This is a genomic window from Hyphomonas sp., from assembly GCF_041689225.1.
Lineage (GTDB): Bacteria > Pseudomonadota > Alphaproteobacteria > Caulobacterales > Hyphomonadaceae > Hyphomonas.
Genome location: NZ_JBDNGN010000116.1, coordinates 16,934 through 40,164, shown reverse-complemented (window position 1 = coordinate 40,164; position 23,231 = coordinate 16,934). Strand labels below are relative to the sequence as shown.

The 23,231-nt window shown below is 60.8% G+C and carries 22 protein-coding genes; 5 read left to right on the top strand and 17 right to left on the bottom strand.

Translation table 11 applies throughout. The features are described 5' to 3' along the window. Positions 1-24 precede the first annotated feature (24 nt). The 5 genes from ACESNB_RS11175 to ACESNB_RS11155 form a co-directional block, all read right to left on the bottom strand. The gene (locus ACESNB_RS11175) at positions 25-1,968 is read right to left on the bottom strand and encodes a TonB-dependent receptor plug domain-containing protein (RefSeq protein WP_373007280.1); all 1,944 of its coding nucleotides are present in this window, start codon (positions 1,966-1,968) and stop codon (positions 25-27) included. Positions 1,969-2,019: 51 nt separating this feature from the next. Next, the gene (locus tag ACESNB_RS11170) at positions 2,020-2,481 is read right to left on the bottom strand and encodes a TonB-dependent receptor plug domain-containing protein (protein ID WP_373007278.1); all 462 of its coding nucleotides are present in this window, start codon (positions 2,479-2,481) and stop codon (positions 2,020-2,022) included. A 200-nt stretch (positions 2,482-2,681) separates the two neighbouring features. Further along, entirely contained in the window at positions 2,682-4,094 is a 1,413-nt protein-coding gene (locus ACESNB_RS11165) for an MBOAT family protein (protein WP_373007276.1), read from the bottom strand. After that, entirely contained in the window at positions 4,081-5,049 is a 969-nt protein-coding gene (locus ACESNB_RS11160) for a hypothetical protein (RefSeq protein ID WP_373007274.1), read from the bottom strand. The genes ACESNB_RS11165 and ACESNB_RS11160 overlap by 14 nt, the downstream gene beginning before the upstream one ends. Before the next feature lie 222 nt (positions 5,050-5,271). Then, positions 5,272-6,048, bottom strand: a complete 777-nt coding sequence (locus ACESNB_RS11155) for a polysaccharide deacetylase family protein (RefSeq protein WP_373007272.1) — start codon at positions 6,046-6,048, stop codon at positions 5,272-5,274. 166 nt (positions 6,049-6,214) lie between these two features. Here ACESNB_RS11155 and ACESNB_RS11150 point away from each other — a divergent pair, with 166 nt between their 5' ends. Continuing rightward, the gene (locus ACESNB_RS11150; protein WP_373007270.1) at positions 6,215-7,405 is read left to right on the top strand and encodes an acyltransferase family protein; all 1,191 of its coding nucleotides are present in this window, start codon (positions 6,215-6,217) and stop codon (positions 7,403-7,405) included. A gap of 2 nt (positions 7,406-7,407) precedes the next feature. Here ACESNB_RS11150 and ACESNB_RS11145 read toward each other — a convergent pair whose 3' ends face one another. From ACESNB_RS11145 to ACESNB_RS11110, 8 genes are all read right to left on the bottom strand, one after another. Next, positions 7,408-8,226 (bottom strand): PhzF family phenazine biosynthesis protein, encoded by an 819-nt coding sequence (locus tag ACESNB_RS11145; protein ID WP_373007268.1) that lies wholly within the window; start codon positions 8,224-8,226, stop codon positions 7,408-7,410. A gap of 240 nt (positions 8,227-8,466) precedes the next feature. Next, positions 8,467-9,282 (bottom strand): bifunctional hydroxymethylpyrimidine kinase/phosphomethylpyrimidine kinase, encoded by an 816-nt coding sequence (gene thiD / locus ACESNB_RS11140; protein WP_373007266.1) that lies wholly within the window; start codon positions 9,280-9,282, stop codon positions 8,467-8,469. 8 nt (positions 9,283-9,290) lie between these two features. Continuing rightward, positions 9,291-9,941, bottom strand: a complete 651-nt coding sequence (gene fsa, locus ACESNB_RS11135) for a fructose-6-phosphate aldolase (protein ID WP_373007264.1) — start codon at positions 9,939-9,941, stop codon at positions 9,291-9,293. 34 nt (positions 9,942-9,975) lie between these two features. Further along, positions 9,976-11,280: a UDP-glucose/GDP-mannose dehydrogenase family protein gene (locus ACESNB_RS11130; protein WP_373007262.1), complete on the bottom strand. Its 1,305-nt coding sequence runs from the start codon at positions 11,278-11,280 to the stop codon at positions 9,976-9,978. A gap of 96 nt (positions 11,281-11,376) precedes the next feature. Then, positions 11,377-11,805 (bottom strand): hypothetical protein, encoded by a 429-nt coding sequence (locus ACESNB_RS11125; protein ID WP_373007260.1) that lies wholly within the window; start codon positions 11,803-11,805, stop codon positions 11,377-11,379. Between the two features lie 5 nt (positions 11,806-11,810). Next, positions 11,811-13,325, bottom strand: a complete 1,515-nt coding sequence (locus ACESNB_RS11120) for a phosphomannomutase/phosphoglucomutase (protein ID WP_373007442.1) — start codon at positions 13,323-13,325, stop codon at positions 11,811-11,813. A 108-nt stretch (positions 13,326-13,433) separates the two neighbouring features. Then, on the bottom strand, positions 13,434-14,147 hold the full coding sequence (locus ACESNB_RS11115; RefSeq protein ID WP_373007257.1) for a type 1 glutamine amidotransferase: 714 nt from the start codon (positions 14,145-14,147) through the stop codon (positions 13,434-13,436). Next, on the bottom strand, positions 14,144-15,892 hold the full coding sequence (locus ACESNB_RS11110) for a DUF885 family protein (protein WP_373007255.1): 1,749 nt from the start codon (positions 15,890-15,892) through the stop codon (positions 14,144-14,146). The genes ACESNB_RS11115 and ACESNB_RS11110 overlap by 4 nt, the downstream gene beginning before the upstream one ends. A 92-nt stretch (positions 15,893-15,984) precedes the next feature. Between ACESNB_RS11110 and sdhC the strand changes: the two genes are divergently transcribed. From sdhC to ACESNB_RS11090, 4 genes are read left to right on the top strand one after another with little or no spacing between them, the layout of a single operon-like run. After that, on the top strand, positions 15,985-16,383 hold the full coding sequence (gene sdhC / locus ACESNB_RS11105; RefSeq protein ID WP_373007253.1) for a succinate dehydrogenase, cytochrome b556 subunit: 399 nt from the start codon (positions 15,985-15,987) through the stop codon (positions 16,381-16,383). A 12-nt stretch (positions 16,384-16,395) separates the two neighbouring features. Next, positions 16,396-16,791, top strand: a complete 396-nt coding sequence (gene sdhD / locus ACESNB_RS11100; RefSeq protein ID WP_373007251.1) for a succinate dehydrogenase, hydrophobic membrane anchor protein — start codon at positions 16,396-16,398, stop codon at positions 16,789-16,791. Positions 16,792-16,814: 23 nt separating this feature from the next. After that, entirely contained in the window at positions 16,815-18,602 is a 1,788-nt protein-coding gene (gene sdhA / locus ACESNB_RS11095) for a succinate dehydrogenase flavoprotein subunit (RefSeq protein WP_373007249.1), read from the top strand. Between the two features lie 10 nt (positions 18,603-18,612). Further along, on the top strand, positions 18,613-19,395 hold the full coding sequence (locus ACESNB_RS11090; RefSeq protein ID WP_373007247.1) for a succinate dehydrogenase iron-sulfur subunit: 783 nt from the start codon (positions 18,613-18,615) through the stop codon (positions 19,393-19,395). A gap of 15 nt (positions 19,396-19,410) precedes the next feature. On the opposite strand, the gene ACESNB_RS11085 is transcribed toward ACESNB_RS11090, so the two are convergent. The 4 genes from ACESNB_RS11085 to ACESNB_RS11070 all read right to left on the bottom strand — a co-directional run bounded on the left by ACESNB_RS11085 (position 19,411) and on the right by ACESNB_RS11070 (position 23,107). Beyond that, positions 19,411-20,415, bottom strand: coding sequence for an alpha/beta fold hydrolase (locus ACESNB_RS11085; RefSeq protein ID WP_373007245.1), 1,005 nt, complete (start codon positions 20,413-20,415; stop codon positions 19,411-19,413). A gap of 81 nt (positions 20,416-20,496) precedes the next feature. Further along, the gene (locus ACESNB_RS11080; protein ID WP_373007243.1) at positions 20,497-21,234 is read right to left on the bottom strand and encodes a ThiF family adenylyltransferase; all 738 of its coding nucleotides are present in this window, start codon (positions 21,232-21,234) and stop codon (positions 20,497-20,499) included. Next, positions 21,231-21,824 (bottom strand): nicotinate-nucleotide adenylyltransferase, encoded by a 594-nt coding sequence (locus ACESNB_RS11075; protein WP_373007241.1) that lies wholly within the window; start codon positions 21,822-21,824, stop codon positions 21,231-21,233. Before ACESNB_RS11075 ends, ACESNB_RS11080 begins: the two co-directional genes overlap by 4 nt. Then, positions 21,821-23,107, bottom strand: coding sequence for a glutamate-5-semialdehyde dehydrogenase (locus tag ACESNB_RS11070; protein ID WP_373007239.1), 1,287 nt, complete (start codon positions 23,105-23,107; stop codon positions 21,821-21,823). The genes ACESNB_RS11075 and ACESNB_RS11070 overlap by 4 nt, the downstream gene beginning before the upstream one ends. Between the last annotated feature and the right edge of the window lie 124 nt (positions 23,108-23,231).

Here is a 23,231-nt window from a genome sequence, read left to right as displayed (position 1 = left end):
GCGCCAGGCTAAAGCTGGCAAAGCCTAGAAGGCATAATCAACCCGCGCATAGTAATAGCCGCCGTCAGTGCTGTAGGGTGTGTTGCGCGAATAGACGAGCCCGCGGAAAGTTTGCCACCGCGCACGATCCGGATAGGTGTCGAAGACGTTGTCGGCCCCCACGCGGACCGACATCTTTTCGGTCACATCATATTTTGCGGAAATATCGAAGAAGACGATGTCGCCGAAAACCTGCGGGTCGTATTTCGGATAAGCGGCGCCGGGCGTTGCTGTGTTCGGGAACGTGTCCTGCCAGTAGGACCATTCTCCATAATAGCGAGCCCGTGTCGTGAAACCCCAACCGCCAATATTGTAGTCGGCTGAGATCGTGGCGCGTGCTTTCGGAAGCGCATCTTCCGTCAAACGCTTGGAATAGGGATTGGTTGACCGCGAACCGCCAGTGATCGACGTATCGATATAGCTCACGGCCGCAGAGAATGCAGCCGTTCCGGCGCCCATCTCACGCTGGTAGGTCGAAACGATGTCAATGCCTTTGGTCTTGGTATCGTAGTCGTTCTGTAGGAAGTTGGCATAGTAGATCGCCTGAAGATTAGGAATGTTCAGGGCGCTCAGAGCCGCGTTCTCATCTGCTGTCAGCACGTAGTATGGTGTGGTGCTGAGCCGATCCTTGATAACTATTTCATAGATATCAACCGTCGTTGAAAGACCGAAATCCGTGTTCCAGACGAGGCCCAAAGAATAGTTCCTGGACTTTTCGGCCTTCAGCGCTTCGATATTGACGCCGTCCCTGTTGTTCAACAATTGCGCCACTAGACCGATCGGGCTGAACCGCCCAGCCGTCGTGATGGTAGCGCTTGCCGAAGGCAGGAATTGCGCGATACCTTCGGAATAGGTCTGGGCAGGCGTGGGCGCACGGAAACCTGTTCCGAGACTGCCTCGAACCGCAAACGAGGGTGTGAGCTCATACCGGCTCGAAAGCTTGTACGTGAAAGACTCGCCAAATGTGGAGAAGTCTTCATATCGAACGGCCAAGTCTGTGCTGAAGGACTCCGTTAAGGGCAGGAGAAGGTCTGCATAGGCCGCGTGGCTGTCCTGGCTGTATGTACCTGAATTTACAGGTGCATAGCCCGGAAAGCCGTTTGAACAGCATGGCAGGCCAGGTGAGCCCGGTCCAATTTCCCATGATGCTTGGTCACCGGGAATGATGCTGTACTCCTCCGAACGGTGTTCCAGTCCACCCGCCAGAGTCGCAGCCTCGTACAGTCCGATGGACACTGGATAAGAGGCATCCAGATTGACGCTCTTTTCGATCTGTTCGACGGAACCGTCATAGAACGAGGTCGGGCTGTTCGGGCCAAGCGAAGCATTTATGGAATTGCGCATCGAGTAGTCGATGCGGCTGCTGCCATATCCCGTTGAAAGATCCAGAGTCAGGCCGCTGCCGAATTCCTTCTTCGCACCAATGACTGCCGACGAATCCTCATCATCTGATTGGAAGATGGGGGTGAAGCCCGCAGGGTACAGGTCCAGCGCCGACCAGCCTGGAAAGGCTGGATTCGTGTCGAATATGCTGGCATATGAGCCCGCGGGTCCGCGATAGTTAAAGTCACCAGAGCCCGAACCTTTGCCATAGGTGCCAAAGGCGTAAAGGTTGATCCCGTTGACACCGAGACCAGAGTTTACAGCGATACGGAATGCCTCCCGCTCTGCAAGCCCCCAGCGTACCGCGACCTCAGGAAATTCGACATCTGGATAGGCTGCTTCTGACGCTATCACATTCGAGCTTTTCTGGGAACGCGATGTCGGATTCGAGCTGATCGTTTCACCAGAAATCGTAATGAATGCATAGTCGGTGCGATAACCACCCTGCAGACCAATGCGAACGCCATCGCCATCACCTGCGAAACGTGATCCCCATTGGGCAAATGCCTTGAATTCGTCGCTGTCGGAGAGATTGAGGTTGATCACACCAGCGATCGCATCAGAGCCATACTGCGCAGCTGCGCCATCCCGCAGGACCTAGATCGACTTGAGGGCCGAAGGGGCCACCTGGTCAAGGTCCGGTGCCTGGAAAGCCGAGCCATAGCTGGGGTTCATCATCATGGCAGACCGGTGCATGCGCTTGCCGTTCAACAAGACAAGGGTCTGATCTGGGGATAGGTTGCGCAGACGTGCTGGGCGAACGAATATCGTCCCATCGAGCGCAGGAAGCGTCTGCACACTGAACGATGGGACAAGCGTAGCCATCGCTTCGACAAGCTCACCGGACGGTGTGCTTTCAATCGCCTCGTCGGAGATCACATCGATCGGGGAAAGACTGTCAAAAACCGACCTTGGTGCGCCTCGCGAGCCAGTCACGACAACCGTCTCCTGGACCGAAACACTCTCTGCCGAGTCGTCGGCAAAAGCGATCATGCCCGACGAAAGCGCTACGACCCCAAGCGAACACGTGAGTGCCCGAAAACTTACTGTATACCGCATAAATGCTACCCCATAAGAAAATCAAGCGGCCTGACTGACCGCTAGTGATCTCTCTGCGAGGCTCGCGTGAAAGAAACGCGACAGGCCATTCTATTTCTTGTTGCAATAAGTAAAATTCATGCGACCACAAACAAAGGCGCATCGAAGACAGGTGTTTGAGAATTATTCATTTCAAGCCTTTCCCGCCGAGGGCGTTTTCATCAGAACTGGAAGTAGATGAAGGGACGGTAGCCAAGCGGCACGAAGGCAATGGCGATGGCTGCGATGGCGCCATATGTCACAGCAAAACGGTTCGGCCCGAGGCGCTCGATCATTTCCTGCGCGCCGAAACGGTGCGACAGCCAGTGTACCAGGCCTAGGCCCGCCAGAAGTGGCCAGACCGCGATTGGCAATAGATTGCCGCCTGGCGACGACCAGGTCAGATAAGTACGCGAAATCGCCAGAGCTTCGCCAAGGTCGGCCGCGCGGAAGAAAATCCAGGCTAGGTTCACCCAGTAATACGTCACCGCCCCACCAATGAAGCCGCCAATGAGACCCATTGCCGGCACGCGGCCAGCGACGAGGTTGTTCCAGCCACGTTGCACGATCACGGCGATGCCGTGCAGAAACCCCCAGATCACGAAATTGAACGAGGCGCCGTGCCACAAACCGCCCAGCACCATTGTCGTCATCAGGTTGACGTCCCTCCGCGCATTGCCGCGCCGATTGCCGCCCAGCGGAATGTAGAGGTAGTCGCGCAACCAGGATGACAAGCTGATATGCCAGCGGCGCCAGAAGTCCTGTATGTCCGGCGACAGGTAGGGCGAGTCGAAGTTCGCCGGAAACTTGTACCCAAGCAGGCCAGCGCACGCGATCGCCATGTCTGAGTAGCCCGAGAAATCGCAATAGATCTGGATGCCGTAGAGCAGTACGCCAGCGACAACCTGCGAGGCGGCAAACGATGACGGGTCGGCGAAGATGACGTCGACATATTGCGCGATATTATCTGAGATGCAGGCCTTCTTGATGAAACCAATCAGGAACAGTGTGAGGCACGCCCTGACGCTGACATCCGCCCATTTGCGCGCCGTATCCATTTGCGGAATAAATTCGGAGGCCCGCACGATCGGGCCTGCGACGAGTTGCGGAAAGAAGGCGATGTAGAAGGCGACATCCAGAAACGAGCGCCGCGCGCCGATATCGCCGCGGTGCGTGTCGACCATGTAGGAAATGGCCTGGAACGTATAGAAACTGATGCCGACCGGCAGGACCAGGTTCAGCGTCACGGACCCGGCGCTGAAACCCATGAGGCCGGCAAAATCGACAAAGCTGTCGGCAAAGAAGTTGAAATACTTGAACACACCAAGCACGCTGAGCGACGCCGTGATCCCAGCAGCCAGCGCAAGTTTTCGGATCCTGTCCCCCGGTGGATAGCGGTTTGCTGCCACGCCGACGAGATAGCTGATCACCGTAATTAAAAGGATCAGGCCGAGAAAGCGCCAATCCCACGCGCCATAGAAGACATAGGACGCAAGCGTCAGAACCCGCTTGCGCCAGAGATTGCTGCGCAGCGCCCAGGACAGCGCGAATACGATACCGAAGAACAGGAAAAAGCGCGGCTCAACGAATAGCATGCTGCGCTCCCGCATCGGACCGTTTCAGTTCGCTGCACAATTCAGCGCCCAAGACTCGGCTGAGCGCCCGGGCGCCGAATTCGCCATAATGGCTGTGATCAAACCACAGGCCGCGTTCAAAAAGGTCCGGATAGGCGTCAGGCCGATTGAAATTCAACACCGGCAGGTCTGGGGCGATGCGCGCAAGCTCCACGCCGACACGCGGCGTGCGGTCCAGTTCTTCAGGGTCCGGAGAAATGAACAACGCTGAATTGATCCCGAGCGACCGGATGCGCCGCAAGCGGTCTTCTAGATAGACCGCGCGAGCGGCAACTTTCTCGTCGCTCGCCGCGCCATAGCGCGCCATTGCGGCATCGAACTTGGCAGGATGATCAAGGAAGTCCTGCCTGCGCGCATCAATGTCCGGCGTCGGATGGGACCCAAGGATCTCGAACCCGTCGAACCCCATGTCGAGCTTGAACAGGTCCGGCTTTTCCGGGGCCGGGAAGAACAGCGCCGCAGCGCGCCCGACACCCGAAAGATCATAAGCGGCGCCGGCGCCGAAAATGCCGAGCCTGAATATCTTCTTCGGGGCGGACTCTGGAAAGGAGGTAATGCTTTTTACCGTCGGCCCGTATTCGGCCGGTCCATGGAAAAACCGCGCGCGTTCGTTCGTGGCATTGTCGAGGGCCCGGGCCCCTGGAAGCGGGTCCTCAATGACGACCGTGCGAAGCGTGCCTTCGCCTGCGTCGAGCACCTGATCGACAAGCCAGTCCTGCTCAGCGCCGGTCAGGCCGAAGACGCCGAAATTGAAAACGCTGGGGCGCGGGCAACCCGCGGATTCCACTGCAGCTTCCACTTCATCAGGCACGATATGGTAGAACGTGCGGGAGGTGCCGATGAACACCGTATCGTATGCGTCGGCATGTACGTGGTAGGCTGCCAGTTTGGGGCTCAGCACATTCATGTCGGGCACGGGCGCCTGATGGCGCAGAAACAGTCAGAATCCGCTGGCGACCAACGCAAACGTGACCGACATCAGCAATGTCGGCACTAACGCAACGCGCACCTGCGCGAGATTTCCGCGTTCCGACAAAAAGAAGCCCTCCCCTATGGCTGCAGGGCGAAAAGTCGCGACCGGGCATGGCGCCGGATTCCCGGTTCCGGTTGCACATATCATGCCATGGGGTGGGAATGGTTACTGGCCGGTTTCTGCCGAGCCGAGCGCCACAATCCTGTATCCATCCCGTTTCAGCCGGGACAGCAACAGGTTGACCCGCTCATCCGATTTATCGAACGGGTCGTGGAGAAGAATGACCCCTTTCCTGCCGGCCAAGTCCAGCTTTTGGAGGATCATGTCCACGGAGGCCTCCGGGCGGTTTTTGGTCCAATCGGCTCCGTCTGCTGTGACGCCAACTTCAAGCAATCCCATTTCGCGCACATCGGCGGACAGTTCAGCATTCGTCGCAACGAAGGGAAATCGGAACATGATCGCCTTCGCACCTGTTTCGGCGAGAGCAGCGTTAACCGCATCCATGCCCATGGATACCTCGTCATGCGCCGCGTCAGCCGTCAGTGTTGTCAGGTTGGCATGCGACCAGGAATGTCCGCCCAGTGAATGACCCCGCTTGGCGATCTCGCGAACCATGTCCGGATACCGGTCCGCCTGACCTCCCAGCAAAAAGAATGTCGCCTTGGTGCATTGGAGGTCGAGCTGGTCGAGCACGGGCAGTGTGCGTCTCGGGTCAGGACCGTCGTCAAATGTGAGGACAACTTCCCGGTCATTCAAAAGGGTTTCAATCGATCCGGTATCCGCCGTCACGGTGATCGTCCGCTCAACGCCGAGCTTGGTATTATCGCACGCGATCACCGCCGGGTCGGTCGGCGCTGCGTCGGAACAGGCCGCGATCGCCAAGGCGCACACAATCAATATTCCGGCCTGTTGCCACGCACGCATTCCCTGACGAATTTTCATGTAAAACAATCCAATAGAGATGCCGACGTCGGCAAGTTCGAGTATTATCCGGCTTTGGCGATCTCCGCAAACCGCACCGAGGAGACCGGGAGAAGACTCCCGACACGCGAACATTCTTGTATTTGGTTAATTCCGGGTCCTAACATTCGGACGCAGCCTTCGACGCGTGTTCCGAAGGTGCCGGAGACCTGAGGGGAAGGATCGCACCCACCACTACCCGCTAGATGCCATTCGCTTTGTGGCAGCGCTTTCCGTCGCCCTGTTCCATCTCGGCTTCTATTCCTGGGCCTCGGAAACCTCTTCAACGTCACGTATCTTTGCGCACGTCGATGCCCTACCGAAACTGGCATCGGTCACCTGGTTCGGCTGGATCGGCGTAAACGTCTTCTTCGTGATATCCGGTTTCGTGATTGCGAATTCAGCCAATGGGGCGTCGCCGATCTCCTTCCTTAAAAGCCGGGCGCTACGCTTGTACCCTGCCGCATGGATTTGCGCGACGATCACGCTGATTGCGTGGCTCGCCATCGCGCACCGTCCGCCGTCGGAACTCATGGGCCCCTATTTCCACGCCATGGCACTCTGGCCCCTGCCAAACTGGATCGACGGTGTGTACTGGTCGCTGGCCGTCGAAGTCTGCTTCTACGCCACAATCTTCCTTTTGCTGGTTTTCCAGCAATTCAAGCACCTCACTCTGTACGCTTGGGTTTTGACGCTGCTCAGCGGCGCTTATCTTGGTGCAATCAGCTTTGGGGTGCTGCCGGATTCCGGATGGGTATGGCTCCATTCCGATGTCCTTTTACTGCAACACGGCCCCCTTTTCGCGATCGGAATCTGGATGTGGAAATCCAGTGGCCGGCGTAATCTGATCCCGGACTATATCGGCCTCGGGACGGCGATCGGGGTGGCGTTGATCGGCATCGGCCTGCGAGCCGAGTCGCTCCAGTTGGTCGAGGCACCCGCCGCTTCAGGATTCTCGATTGAAGAGCCGATGATTGTCTGGTTGGTCATTCTCGCCTTCATGTTCACGTTCACCCGTTGGCCGGGCGCGTTCCGCCCAAGCTCGTTGCGGACGTGCGCCCTGACCCGCAAACTCGGGCAGGCAACCTACCCGCTGTATCTTGTCCACAATGTGGTTGGCGCGGGCTTGATGCATATCCTCATCCAGGCTGGCATGAGGCCTTATGTGGCCTTGGTATTTGCGCCTGCGGCAGTCATCGCGCTTGCGTGGCTAATCGCCTGGATTGCAGAGCCCGTCATTGGCGCCTGGCTTCGCGAGATGCTCAACAAGGCAGAGGTGCAACTCTTGCGTCTGCCGGGTGGGCGGGCACTGGCGCGCCCGGGTGGCATTGCCGACTGAGGCTAAAGGAAGAACCGGCCCTCGATCGTGGTGACCGCGCGCCCGATGAGCTTCACGCGGCCGCCTCCTAATACGGTATCGATACGCGCGCCCCGCCCCGGATAGGCCTGGAAGCAGCCAAGCCCATCCTTGCCGAATCGTTCGGACATGACACGCGCCAGCATCGTGTGCCAGCTACCCGTGGCCGGATCCTCGTCGATGCCGCTACCCGGCGCGAAAAAGCGGCTCGTGACGTCGACGCCATCGCCACCCGGCGCAAAACAGCCGAAATTGCCACGATCCCAATCGCCACCCGGCGCGCCGAGGGACTTCAGCGCCTTGAGATCAGGCACCAGCGCGCGGACCGCCTCGGGCGTCTCGAACATGGCCGCATAGAACATGCCGCCCCAGGCCTGGACAGGCCTTGCGCCAAGCGCGACGGCCACGTCATCGGTCACCACGATTTCGTTCACAGGGGCCGAGGGGAAATCCATCTCCAGGCGCCCATCCTCCAGCTTGCGCACCGTCAAGCGACCGGATTTGACAGTATCGAAGGCAATAGCGTCTCCGGTAAAGCCTTCGTGCGTGAACAGAATATGGGCGGCAGCGAGTGTCGCATGGCCGCACAGCGGCACTTCAACGGCCGGAGTGAACCAGCGCAGGTTCCAACTCGTTTCGCTCGTGCGAACGATATAGGCCGTCTCGGCCACATTGTTTTCCGCGGCAATCGCCAACATGACATCGTCAGTGAGAAAGGACTCGAGCGGCATGATGCAGGCCTGGTTTCCCTCGAAGGCGCGGGAAGCAAAGGCGTCGACCTGGTAGAATGGCAGCGCAGGCATCGGGTGATCTCCGTTGGCGATCACTCTCTCTCGCACAGTCCCGCGTCCGGGAAAAACCAGAATTAATAACGGGGCATTCAGCTTTTCTATCGCTTCTCGGCACGTTCGGCCTCCGTTCATCGCCTGACGCGCTATTCTTGGAGCGCATCATTGGATGACAGAGGTTGGCCCGCCTTCCCGACTCTCACGGTCAAATGCCTTGGTCACACCCCTGGCACGCTCTTTCTTCAATGGTGCACTTCATTCGCTGTCCAACGACCAGCCATGATTGACGGGGCCATGGCCCTTGCCGAACCCCTTGGCTGAACGAATTGCGCCGATCAAATAATCGCGGCCACGCTCCACTGCGTCAGGGACGCTTGCACCTTGCGCCAGGTGGGCGGCAATCGCCGACGCGAGGGTGCAGCCCGTGCCGTGTGTCGACATCGTCACGATGCGGGGACTTTCGAATATCCACTCCCCCGTTGTTGTCTGCAGCACGTCCGTGATCTTGTTGCCCCCAATGTGCCCGCCCTTTACCAGCGCGCCGTGCGCGCCGAGTTCCAACAGGCGCTCAGCGGCCCGGCGCTGACCGTCCACCGTCTCGACGACCTTCCCTGTCAGCACTTCCGCCTCGGGCGCATTCGGCGTGACGAGACGCGCGCGCGGCACCAGTTCGGACCGGATCGCCTCAACCGCCTTGGCATCAACCAGCCGATCGCCAGATGTCGCAACCATGACCGGATCGATCACGCGCGGCGCCATTGACGCCGCCTCTGCCAGGCACTCGGCAATCGCCTCGACCAGCGCCGCCGAGCCCAACATGCCTGTCTTGATCACATCGGCGCCAATATCGGCCAGCGTCACCTGAATCTGCCCGATGACAGCGTCCACAGGCACCGGCCAAACGCTGTGCACACCTTTGGTATCCTGTACGGTGATCGCGGTAATGGCTGTCATGGCGTAACCACCCAGCATCGTTACCGTCTTGATGTCCGCCTGAATGCCGGCACCGCCGCCTGAGTCCGACCCGGCGATGATGAGGACCCGGCCCTCGGGGCCTTCGGCCTTTTTCATGGGACGCGTCAGACCTTGATGTCCGCCTTCTTCGCGTCGGCAAGGAAGGTTTCAAGACCCTTGTCCGTCAGCGGATGGTTGACCAGGCTCTTGATCACGCTTGGCGGCATGGTTGCAACGTCAGCGCCGGCCAGGGCCGACAGTTTGACGTGGTTCGGCGTGCGGATCGACGCAGCCAGGATCTCGGTATCGAAAAGATAGTTGTCATAAATCTGGCGAATATCGCTGATCAGTTCCATGCCATCGACATTGATATCGTCGAGGCGTCCGATGAATGGCGAGATGAATGCCGCGCCCGCTTTGGCGGCGAGCAATGCCTGGTTTGCCGAGAAGCAGAGCGTCACATTCACCGCTGTCCCTTCGTCCGACAAGGTGCGACAGGCCTTGAGCCCGTCCCAGGTCAGCGGCAGCTTCACGGCCACGTTCTCGGCGATCTTGGCGAGCTTGCGCCCTTCGCGCAACATGCCTTCGACATCTGTCGCGACGACTTCGGCGCTGACCGGACCATCTGTCAGGCCACAAATCTCCTTGATCACTTCCGCAAAAGGGCGACCGGATTTTGCGATCAGGGAGGGATTGGTCGTGACACCATCGATCAGGCCGGTTGCGGCGAGTTCGGCAATATCCTTGGTGTCTGCGGTGTCGACGAAGAATTTCATGTCTGGGATCCGGTCTTGAAGGGGTTTGGAAAAACTATGGCCGCCCAATGGACGTATAGGCAAACCCGTGGGCCGCCATGTCTTCGGGCGAATAGATATTGCGCAAGTCTATCACGATATTGCTATTGAGCGCAGCCTTTACCCGGTCGAAATCAAGCGCGCGGAACTGGTCCCATTCTGTAATGATCACCATCGCGTCGGCACCCTTGATCGCCTCATATGGGCCCGTGGCGAATTGGACGCCGTCGAGCAGGTGCGCCGCCTCTGTCATGGCTTCGGGATCGTAGGCGCGAATCTTGGCGCCGGCCGCAATCAGGGCCGGCAGGATGTCGAGGCTCGGCGCATCGCGCATGTCGTCGGTATTCTGTTTGAATGCGAGGCCCAGCACACCGATCGTCTTGCCTGTCACATCGCCGCCCATGGCGCGGATGATCTTGTCGGCCATGGCCTTTTTGCGCGCGGCGTTGACTTCAACGACCGTATCGATGATCCGCACTGGCGCGCCAGCATCGTTTGCCGTCTTGGTCAGGGCCAGCGTATCTTTCGGGAAACAGCTGCCGCCATAGCCCGGTCCGGCATTCAGGAACTTGCGACCGATCCGGTTATCCAGCCCTATTCCACGAGAGACTTCCTGCACATTCGCCCCCACCTTCTCACACAGGTCTGCCATCTCGTTGATGAAGGTGATCTTGACTGCGAGGAAGGCGTTCGCCGCATACTTGATCAGCTCCGACGTGCGCCGGTCTGTAAACAGGATGGGCGTTTCGTTGAGGAATAGCGGGCGGTAGAGTTCGCGCATCAGCTGGCGGGCGCGCTCGTCTTCCGTACCGACGACAATACGGTCCGGAATCTTGAAATCCTTGATCGCAGCGCCCTCGCGCAGGAATTCCGGGTTGGACACGACCGCAAAGTCGCCATCAGGGCTGGCATCGCGCATGATCTGTTCGACTTCATCGCCTGTACCGACCGGAACCGTCGACTTGGTCACGATGACCGTAAAGCCATCCATCAATCCGGCAATCTCCTTGGCGGCGGCGTAGACATAGGACAGGTCTGCGTGGCCGTCACCGCGCCGCGAGGGCGTGCCAACCGCGATGAAAACGGCGTCGGCGTCCTTGATCGCGTCAGCGGCATCGGTGGTGAAGAACAGGCGCTCTTCCTCGACATTGCTCGCGACCAGCGCGTCGAGGCCCGGTTCGAAAATCGGCATGATGCCATTTTTCAGGCGCTCGATTTTCGAGGCGTCCTTGTCAACGCAGGTCACGACATGACCGAAGTCTGCAAAGCAGGCTCCCGATACCAGTCCAACATAGCCAGTGCCGATCATCGCAACGCGCATGGAATAGTCCTTTTCGAAAGCCCCTGACGCCAATCGGGCGACGGGTGCGATTTTTGTGCCACCAGGTCAAGTCAGCGTGCCAGATCTGCGGCGCCGTCAAGCGATATAGGATAGGGAAGCAGACACAAGACGTGCCGTTTCCAGTTCGGAATCATCGTCGAAATAGGCGGCCAACATCGCTTGGCCGTCGCTGCCATGGGCGAAACTGTAGAGCCCGTTCACAATCACGCTGTCGGCGCGGGTCTCCGAGAGACGATAGGCAAGACGGCTGACGCCGCCTTCGACGCTTTCGGAAATGTCCGTCGCCGCTGCCGATGCGTTCGCGCGATCGCGCTGCATCCGGTCGTCGACCGACATGCCGTCTTCGGCGCCATACGCCGTCAGCCACATCGTCAGGCCCGGACGCCAGAAACAGAGACCGGCATCCTCTTCGCGTCGATTGAACCGACCCGGCAGGGTCAGGGCCCATCGGTCGGTGACCTGCTGGCGACCGGATACGGCTGCATAGTTCGGATTGAGCGACATGCGTCTCAGATCTCCTGGTTGTAGGCTCCGACTTCGGTATGCTTGCCGAGGCGGGGTTTGACTTCCTTGTGGAAGAGATCGCGCATGTCGTCATTGCTCGCCATGGATTCGACAACCACGACCAGTTCGGGCTTGTTCGACGAAGCGCGCACAAGCACCCAGCTGCCATCGTCCAGCGTCACACGCGCGCCGTTGACAGTGTTCACGTCGATCACTTTGCGACCGAGAATTTCAGTGCCGTTGAGGGCCTTGTATTCGGCGACCATCTTGTCGACCACGTCATACTTCACTTCATCTCCGCAATGCGGCGACATGGTCAGCGATGTAAAGGCGACGCCGAGTTCGTCTCGGAGGTCGGCCATGGTCTTTCCGGGGTTGCGATCGAGCATTTCGAGGATCGCCTTTGCGGCCGTCAGGGCGCAGTCATAGCCAAGCCCGATGGGCGGACGGAAGAAGAAGTGGCCGGACTTCTCGAAGCCGGCCAGCGCGCCGAGTTCATTGGTGCGGCGCTTGATGTAGGAGTGGCCGGTCTTGTAATAATCGACCGTCGCACCGTTTTCCTTGAGGATCGGATCGGTCTTGTAGAGGCCCGTGGACTTCACATCGACGACGAAGGTCGCGTTCTTGTAGTTTTTCGACAGGTCGCGGGCCAGCATCAGGCCAATCTTGTCGGCATAGATTTCCTCGCCCGTATTGTCGACGACGCCGCAGCGGTCGCCGTCGCCATCAAAGCCGAGCACGACATCGGCGCCGAGTTCCTTCACGGCTTTCGACATTTCGTGCAGCATTTCGGCGTCTTCGGGGTTCGGGTTGTATTTCGGGAACGTGTTGTCGAGATTGCAGTCCATCTCGATCACTTCAGCGCCCATCGCCCGCAGGGCGTCCGGCGCAAAGGCGCCCGCCGTACCGTTGCCGCAGGCCGCGATCACCTTTATCGGACGCGACAGTTTCACGCCGTCAGCCACCGAGGCGATATATTTCTCGCGCATACCGTCAACGCGATAGTGCGCCCCGCCGGCACGCGGGGTGAAATGGCCGCCCATGACGATTTCCTTGAGGCGGCCCATCTCGACCGGCCCGAAAGTCAGCGGACGGTCTGCGCCCATCTTCACGCCGGTCCAGCCATTCTCGTTATGGCTCGCGGTGACCATGGCGCAGCAGGCGGCATCCAGCTCGAACTGGCTCCAGTAGACCATTGGCGAGAGCGCGAGGCCAACGTCCAGCACTTCGCAGCCCCCCTGCACCATGCCCAGGATCAGCGCATTCTTGATCGGCTGGCTGATTGAGCGGAAATCGTGTCCGGTCACGACTTTCAGCGTCACGCCCATCTCATGGAACAGGGTCGCCATGCCGAGGCCGAGGGCCTGGACGCCAGTATAGTTCAGTTCCGGAGCCTTTGCGTGGCCAATGCCATTAAACCACCAGCGCGCATCGTATTCGCGAAAGCCTGTTGGCTTCACCAGGGGCAGGATCTCGAATTCCAGCGTATTGTCGTCAATATGGGCGAGCGGCTTCGGCATCATGGCAGGCTGTCTCCGGGTTTCAGCAGGTGTTCAACACAAGTCTGGCGTTTCTGGCAACAGGATGCAGGTTTCGCACCAGAGGCGACATGTTAATCACCAAATCGCTCAGCGGGCATGGCTTTTCAGGAAGTCGGCAATCCATTCGCCCACAAGGGCATTGTCGCCCGGGGCGGCGAGGGACGCGACGGCCTGCGCTGCGGCAGGGCCGAGACGGTCCTCGCGTGCTGTATAGAGCGCTGCAGAATAGGGATCGTCGAACTCCGGATGGCACTGGAAACTGATAGCGGGACCATTCGCATAATGGAGCCCCGCATAGGGCGTAAAGTCCGACCGCGCGATCACCTCGGCGCCCGTCGGCAGGGTGACAACCTGGTCCTGATGGCTGACCGCGACAGAGATTGTTTTTGGACAATTTTTTGCGACAAGGCCGGGACAGGCCCGCACGTCATAGGTGTGACGCCCGACACCCCAGCCCTTGGGGGATTTGATCACCTTGCCACCCAGCGCTTCGGCGAGGAGCTGGTGCCCGAAACAGATACCGACCTGCGGCACAGCTGCAGCAGCGGCTGCGCGGGCGAAGTCCATCAGGGGGCCGATCCACGGATCGTTATCATAGACGCCAGCTGGCGAACCGGTGATCAGGATGGCCTCCAGCGAGGCCGGATCCGGCAACGTCTCGCCCTTGATCATGGATACGGTTTCAAAATCCATGGCCGGATCGGATGCACGAATAAGTGCACGAAACATGCCCGGATAATCCACGAACGCTGTCCGGATAGGCTCCGGAACGAGGCCGGTCTCAACGATCGTCAGTTTCATGGAGCGGGCGGCGCCTCTGGCAGCTGCCCGGCAACCCAGGCCTTGATATGCGCATCGAGCACATCAAGCGGCACGGCGCCTTCCTCCAGCACGGCGTCATGGAACGCCCTGATGTCGAATTGCTCGCCCAGTGCCTCTTTAGCCTCGGCCCGCAATTGGCGGATTTTCAGCTCGCCCATCTTGTAGGCGACCGCCTGGCCCGGCCAGCCGATATAGCGCGTCACTTCGATCTCGATATTGAGCGGGGCGAGCGCGCTATTGTCCTTGAAACAGGCCTCGGCCTCTTCCCGCGTCCAGCCATACCAGTGCAGGCCCGTATCCGCGACAAGGCGGCAGGCCCGCCACATCTCCATCGACAGGCCGCCAAAGCGCTCATAGGGCGTCTCATACATGCCTGCCTCACCGGCAAGGTGCTCGGAATACAGGCCCCAGCCCTCACCGAAGGCGGTGGCGTAATAGTCCTGGCGGAATTTCGGCTGGTCGCTCATTTCCTGTGCGAGTGCGATCTGAAGGTGGTGGCCGGGGACGGCCTCATGGGCCGTCAGGGCCGGAAGCTCGTACAGCGGTCGTTGTTCAAGGGCGTATGTGTTGACCCAATAGATGCCGTGGCGCCCTTCGGCCGGATCGCCCTCGACATAGCGGGCCGACGTGTAACCCGGCGCGATGGCATCCGGCACAGGCTCAACATCATAGGCAAGTTTGGGCAGGCGGCCGAAATAGTCCGTCAGCATCGCATCCATCCGCGCGGCAACTGCCTTGGCTTTTGTCATCAGGTCCTTGTCAGACCTGGCATAGAATTGCGGGTCGGAGCGCAGGAAGGCGAGGAAGTCGGCAAAGCTGCCGTCGAAGCCGATCTCCGCAATGATGTCTTCCATTTCGGCCCGGATACGCGAGACTTCGCGATGGCCAAGTTCATGGATCTCGACCGGCGTATAGCCCGCACCGGCGGTGTGGTGCTCGACCAGCGCCGTATAGATTTCCCTGCCGCCCGGCAGCGCAGCAATGCCCGCGCCCGGCCGCGCACGCGGCGCATATTCCGTGACGATGAAGCGCAACGTGTCCTGGTAGGCCTTTACGGCATGGAAAACCGCCCCAAGTCCGTCCGCGCGAAGACGCTCAGCCGTCTCGGGGTCCAGGTCCGCCGGCAGGCTGGCGAATGGCGTGAACAGGCTGCTGTCTGCCGGATCCGTCACGATCTGCTCGCGAATCTGGTCGGTCATCGTACCGAGCGGATCGGCATTTGCCGTCCAGCCGGTTGCGATGCCCCGGCGCATATTTTCGATATTCTCGGCGAAATAGCGGGGAACGTCATTAAGCCGGGCGATCCAGGCTTCGGCATCTTCCTGCGAGTCGAGCTTGGTCTGCATTGCCGCAAAGATCGGCTCGGCCTGAAAGCCCCAGTCGCCGGTGAACGGGATGCGTGCCGCGTCATATTGCGCATCATCGAGGTCTGATCGCAGGAGCCGTTGGAGTATCGCCTTGTCGACCGCGCGCGAGGTCTCGGCCGACTCGATTCGCTGCAAAATGTCCTGCGCCGTGGTAGCCTGGGCCGCTACCGCATCCGGGCTGACGTCGCGCCACTGGCGCGCTGCGGTGCCATCGTCGTGTGCCGCCTGGTCAGGATTGACCGCGCGAACATAGGTTTCATATTCGGCGACGAGCGCATCCATCGGGTCCGGCGCAGTCTCTGCATGAGCCCCAAGCGACATCACCAGCAGGCCTAGACCAAAAATCAGCGGTTTCATTTTGTCGCTCCTACGGCCCTCCACGTTGACAGGACCATAGAGGCGCCTAGAACGCGAAGCCAAGCATTTCATTACAGGTGAGGTAAGCTTTCATGTCAGGCACCAACCGGGCCGATTCCCGCCCCCTGTCGCCCCACCTGCAAATTTGGCGACCCCACGCAACCATGTTCGCGTCGATCACGCACCGTATTACCGGCATGGGCCTCTATTTCGGAACATTCCTGATCGCGGCCTGGCTGATTGCACTTGCGACCGGACCTGAGACCTACGCGCAGGCCGAGGCGGTGATTTCCTGTCTCCCGGCCCAAATCATCCTGTTTGTCTGGACCGTGGCGGTGCTTTTCCACGCCGCGGGCGGGATACGCTTCCTCCTCTGGGACGGCCCGCATGCCGGGTTCGAGCCAAAGACGGCCAGCACCGTCTCCGTCTTTCTCTATGTCTTTGCCGTTCTGGGATCGGTGGCCATCTGGGCCGCTGTTCTCTGGCTTTAAGGAGTCTTCAAAATGGCAAACAACGAATTCATCACCCCCGCAAAGATCACGCGCGGCCTTGGTTCAGCCAAGTCCGGAACCACCGACCATATCCGCCAGCGCGTCACCGCGATCGCACTCGTTTTCCTGGTTCCGTGGTTCCTGTACTCGGTGATCGACGCGTCATCGATCGGCTATGCCGGGGCCGCCGAGTGGGCCGGCAAGCCGTGGAACGCCATCCTGCTGATCCTGACGGCCGGCGCGGCGTTCTATCACATGCGGATTGGTATGCAGATCGTCATCGAGGACTATATCAGTAAGACGAGCACGCGTTCGGCGCTGCTGATCCTGAACAGTTTCGCGGTGATCGCCCTGTTCGTGACAGTGGCCCTGTCTGTGCTGAAACTCTGGATTGGCGCTGGCGCCTGATGACGGCCGCGGGAGAAACCAAGATGACCGAATATAAATTCATTGACCATACCTATGACGTCGTCGTTGTCGGCGCGGGCGGCTCAGGCCTTCGGGCCGCGCTGGGTGCCGCGCAGGCTGGCCTGAAGACCGCCTGTATCACCAAGGTTTTCCCGACCCGCTCTCACACGGTTGCAGCGCAGGGCGGCATCGCCGCATCGCTCGGCAACATGGGCGAAGATAACTGGCGCTGGCACATGTATGACACCGTCAAGGGATCCGACTGGCTCGGAGACCAGGACGCCATCGAATATCTCTGCCGCGAAGCGCCCGCTGCCGTGTACGAACTCGAGCACTGGGGCATGCCCTTTAGCCGGACAGACGAAGGCAAGATCTACCAGCGCGCCTTTGGCGGCATGACGCGGGACTTCGGCGAGGGCCCGGTGCAGCGCACGTGCGCCGCAGCGGACCGGACCGGTCACGCCATGCTTCACACGCTCTACGGCCAGTGCGTTCGCGAAGAGACCGAATTCTTCATCGAATATATCGCGCTCGACCTGATCATGGACGATAACGGCGTCTGCCGCGGGGTGACCGCCTGGAAGCTTGACGACGGCACGCTGCACCGTTTCCGCGCGCAGAAGACGATCCTTGCGACGGGCGGCTATGGCCGCGCCTTCTTCTCGTGCACCTCGGCCCACACCTGTACCGGTGACGGCAATGCCATGGTGCTGCGCGCCGGCCTGCCGCTACAGGACATGGAATTCGTCCAGTTCCACCCGACCGGCATCTACGGCTCGGGCTGCCTGATCACCGAAGGCTCGCGCGGCGAAGGCGGTTACCTGAGCAATTCCGAAGGCGAACGCTTCATGGAGCGTTATGCGCCAAGCGCGAAAGACCTCGCGTCTCGTGACGTTGTCTCCCGCGCCATGACGGTAGAAATCCGCGAGGGCCGTGGTGTGGGTCCGGAAAAAGACCACATCTACCTTCACCTCGAACACCTTGGCGCGGCGGTTCTCGCCGAACGCCTGCCCGGTATTTCCGAGACGGCCCGCATCTTCGCCGGCGTCGATGTCACCAAGGAACCGATCCCGGTCCTGCCGACCGTCCATTATAATATGGGCGGTATCCCGACCAATTATCATGGCGAAGTCCTGACTAAGAAGAATGGCGATGCCGACTCGGTTGTATCCGGCCTGATGGCCGTCGGCGAAGCGGCCTGCGTGTCGGTTCACGGCGCCAACCGCCTCGGCTCCAACTCGCTGATCGACCTTGTCGTGTTTGGCCGCGCGGCAGGCCTGCGCTGCGGCGCCACCACGGACGCCGGCGCAACGCAGCCGTCGCTTCCCAAGGGCGCAACTGACAGCCACCTCGCCCGCTTCGACAGGATGCGCAACGCAACCGGCGACCAGCCCGTCGCCAAGCTGCGCCTTGAAATGCAGAAAGCGATGCAGGGCAATTGCGCGGTGTTCCGCACCGGCGACGTGCTGCGTGAAGGCGTCGAGGCTATCGACGAGGTCTACAAGAAGCTGCCGGGCCTAGACGTGAAGGATCGCGGCCTGGTCTGGAATACAGACCTTCTCGAAGCGCTCGAATTCGACAATCTGATCGCGCAGGCCGCCGTCACGGTGAATTCAGCGGCCAATCGCGAAGAAAGCCGCGGCGCGCATGCGCGCGAGGACTTCTCCGAGCGCAATGACGCGAAATGGATGAAGCACACGCTCGCCTGGCTCTCCGACGCCGGCAAGGTAACAATCGATTATCGCGGTGTGCACGATTACACGATGTCGAACGAGATTGCCTATATCGAACCAAAAGCACGGGTTTACTAGGAGTTTACACATGGTCCAGCTAACGCTTCCGAAGAACTCCAGAGTCGGCAAGGGCAAGACCTGGCCGAAGCCGCAGGGCGCCACGAACCTGCGCCAGTTCCGCATCTATCGCTACAGCCCGGAAGAAGGCGGCAATCCGCGCTGGGACCTGTATTGGGTCGACATGGACAGGGCCGGGACGATGATCCTGGACGTCCTGCTCTACATCAAGAACAATGTGGATCCGACGCTCGCGTTTCGCCGCTCATGCCGTGAAGGCGTGTGCGGATCATGCGCCATGAACATTGCCGGCAGCAACACGATCGCCTGCACCAAGGGCTTTGACGAACTGCCCGGCGGCGTCATCTCGATCTCGCCCCTGCCCCACCTGCCCGTGGTCAAGGACCTGATCCCGGACCTGACGAACTTCTATGCCCAGCACGCCTATGTGCAGCCCTTCCTGAAGACCGTCACGCCCAGTCCCGAGAAGGAATGGAAGCAGTCGGAAGAGGACCGCAACGAACTCGACGGGCTTTACGAGTGCATCCTGTGCGCTTGCTGCTCGACCTCGTGCCCGTCCTATTGGTGGAATGGCGACAAGTATCTCGGCCCTGCCGCCCTGCTGCAGGCCTATCGCTGGCTGATCGACAGCCGCGACGAAGCCACCGGCGAGCGGCTTGACGACCTGGAAGACCCGTTCAAGTTGTATCGCTGCCACACGATCATGAACTGCGCGCAGGTCTGCCCGAAAGGCCTGAACCCGGCCAAGGCCATCGCGAAGATCAAGCACATGATGGTTGAACGCGTTTCCTGATCGCCGGCGCGTTCGCTAGTCGACCGCTTCCTCGGTCGGCGCCACGTCTTCCGACGCGACATAGACCTGCGTCGACAGGAAGTCCCTGAGGTCGGCAAGCGACTGGGCGGGAACTTCTTCCTGCGGCACGTGGCCGACATTCGGATACAGCTTCAACACCGAGCCCGAGATCGCGGCATTGAACTTCTCGCCATGCGAGGCGGGGACGAGATTGTCTTGCTCGCCTTGCAGGATCAGAGTCGGCACCGCAATCGCTGCGAGCGTCCCGGCATTCGCTTCGGCTCTCCCGTTCCGGTCTGTCATCAGGTTGAGAATCGCGTCGCGATGGCAGGGGGCCCGTCCGAGCGCGGCATAGCGCTGGACCATCTCTTCCGTCACCAGCGACTGGTTGACGAAACTGTCCTCGAGCCCGCCCCGGATCATGCCCGTCATGTCGAGATCCTTCATGACGCTACGCGCCAGCGGATTGGCCAGCAGTTTGAAGACTAGCGGTGTTGATTGAGCCTCGTCCCCGGATTTGGGCCAGCCGGACGCATCGACCAGGACCAGGCCGTCGAGCCTGTCCGGGTGGGCCAGCGCATAGTTCCAGGCGGTGTGGCCGCCCATCGAGCTGCCGGCGAGCGTGAAATGTTCAATGCCGAGTTCCCGCGTCACACGATCAATCGTGTCGACGAATTGGGGGATGCCCGTCTCCGAGACATCGAGGCAACGCGACAGGCCGTGGCCCGGCAGGTCGAGCGAGACGACGCGATAGTCCTTGCGCAGTCCCTGGACCCAGGGCTCCCACGTGTGCAGCGAGGCCGAGAAGCCATGCACCAGGACCAGGACGGGCGCATTGCGCGGGCCGACATCACGGTAATGGACCCGCATGTCCCCGCCCATCGGCATGAACCGGCTGTCTGTATTGGCATACATGGATTCCAGCCGGTCATAGCCGATATCCGACCGGCGCATCACGAACCACCCCGCCCCCAGAATAATCGCAACCGTCACAAAAATAGCCATCAGGCGTCGCAGCATTGAATAGGTCCCTCCCCGGATCTGATTCATTTTCAGGCCGCAATAGGGTCGACCCGGCGGCGCGTGTCAATCGGCGTCAGATCAGTTGCAGTCCCTACAGGTTGCATCTTTTTTCAATCCGACCGTTCTTGGGGTGCCTGCAAGGCCGTCTATGAGCAGAAGCCGGCCGACCAGCGGCGTTCCGGCGCCGGTCACGAGCTTCACGACCTCCAGCGCCATGGCCGAGCCGACAATCCCGGTCAGCGCGCCGACGACGCCGACTTCATCGCAAGCCTGAGCATCTGGCGGCGTCTCGGGAACCCAGCAGCGATAGCAGGGCGCGTCCGCCTGCACGCCTGAGGCAAAGACGCTGACCTGCCCTGTCCAGCCGGCGGCGGCGCCATGCACCATCGGGCGGTGGGTCGCGTGCGCGATGGCGTTGACGGCGTAGCGTGTCGGGTAATTGTCCGAGGCGTCGACCAGTATCTCACCCGCTAGCAGGTGGCTTTCGCTCCAGCGGTGCTGGTGCCAACGGATATAGGAGTCAGGGTGCGCCTCGTGGAGGCGGGCAGCCAGGATTTCGGCCTTTGGGCGGCCAACATCGGCCTCGCCAAATTGTATCTGTCGCTGCAGGTTCGAGCGGTCGACCAGATCATCGTCCCATATTTCGATTTGGCCGATCCCGGCTGCCGCGAGATAGAGCGCGCAGGGGCCACCCAGTGCGCCTGCCCCGACGATGGAGACCGAGGCCGCGCGCAGTTTCTGCACGCCCGGACCACCGATTTCCTTTAGCATGATATGGCGTTGGTGACGGTCGATATCGGTGGGTGTGAGGGTCATGAACGGGCGGCCCGCAGGGCGGTGGAGGATGAGGGGTCGAGGGGGGCGGTGAGGTAGGTCCAGGCAGGTGGCGGGGTGGTGGCAAGGGTGCGGGCGGCGGCGGAGGGAATCCGGCTCTTTGCAAACCGCCGCGCGAAAGGCGAATTGCGCGCGCCCGGACCCACCCCCGGCCGCGCGATGACAGCGATGGGCAGCATTTCGGCAATCCCCTGCCAGTTTTCCCAATGATGAAAGCCGATCATATTGTCTGCGCCCATCAACCAGACGAAGTGTGCCTCCGGTGCGCGCGCGACAATCGCATCCAGCGTGTCGGACGTATAGGTCAGGCCGAGGCGGGCTTCGATGTCGGTGACGATCATGCGCGGATTTTGCGCAACCGCGCGGGCCGAGGCGAGGCGCTCGGCAAAATCGCCGTGTGCGGCCTTGAGCGGATTACCGCGCGCGACGATCCACCAGACCCAGTCGAGCTGGAGCCGCTTCATCGCCGTTTCGGCAACGTGAAGGTGACCGGAATGCGCCGGATTGAAGCTTCCGCCAAACAGGCCGATGCGCAGGCCAAGTGTCGGTCCCGGAAGCGTCAGGTGGGTCAAGGACGCGTCTGCCCCGTGCCTCTCACGACATATTTGTAGATCGTGAGTTGTTCGGCGCCGACAGGTCCACGCGCATGGATGCGGCCGGTTGCGATGCCGATCTCGGCTCCGAATCCGAACTCGCCGCCGTCGGCAAACTGGGTTGATGCATTGTGCAGCACGATGGCGCTGTCGACCCGGGCGAGGAAGCGTTCGGCCACGTCCTTATCCTCGGTGACGATTGAATCCGTATGGCCCGAGGACCAGTGTTCAATGTGCGCAAGGGCGCCGTCGAGGCCATCAACCAAGGCGATTGCCAGGATTGGCGCAAGGTATTCCGTACCCCAGTCGTCCTCGGTCGCGGTCTTCATGCCAGGCACGATCACGCGGGCACGCGCATCGCCGCGCAGCTCGCAGCCAGCGTCGACAAGCGCAGACGCAATCCTTGGCAGCAACGTGTCGGCCACAGCGGTATCAATCAGCAGCGTTTCCAGCGAGCCGCAGACACCGGTGCGGCGCATCTTGGCATTGACCACGAGGTCCACGGCCTTCTGCGGATCAGCGGCCCCATCGACATACATGTGACAGAGGCCTTCGAGGTGCCCGATCACAGGCACGCGGGCATCCTTCTGGACGCGTTCGACCAGGCTGCGGCCACCACGCGGCACGATGACATCGACCTGCCCATCAAGGCCGGATAACATCTGGCCGACAGCGGCACGGTCTGTGGTGCCGACAAGCTGGATCGCATCCGCAGGCAGGCCTTCCGCCTCAAGCGCCGCGCGCATGGCATCGACGAGGGCGTGCGAAGAATGCGTGCTTTCCGAGCCGCAGCGCAGGATGGCGGCATTGCCAGAGCGCAGGCAGAGCGTGCCCGCATCTGCGGTGACATTCGGGCGGCTTTCATAGATGATTCCGATGACGCCCAGCGGTACGGCCACACGGGCAAAGTCCAATCCGTTCGGCTGCTGCCAGCGTGCCAGTTCCCGGCCAAGCGGATCGGGCAGGTCAGCAATGGCATCAACGCCGGACGCGATGCCGTCGACACGCGCCGCATCGAGGGCGAGGCGGTCGAGCATGGCGTGGCTGAGGCCCTTTTTCCGGGCCGCGTCCATGTCCTGCTTGTTGGCCGCCAGAATGGCCGGCGCGGCAGCCCGAATGGCGACGGCAATAGCCTTCAGGCCACGCGTGCGATCATCCGGGCCGAGGCGGCCCAGGGCGCGGGATGCGGCACGGGCGCGAGCACCCATATCCAGCATGGTTTCGGTGAGGGCGGCATCGGACGATGGGGTTTGTACAGTCATGCGCCAGTGGTGCCGGAAACACTGGCCTGCTGCAAGCCCCGGGCAGGGCTGGCGGGCAGTTGGAGCAGGGCTGAAGCGCACTTCTTTCGCCTGCACGCATTCGCTGGCTGACTCTGACGCAGAA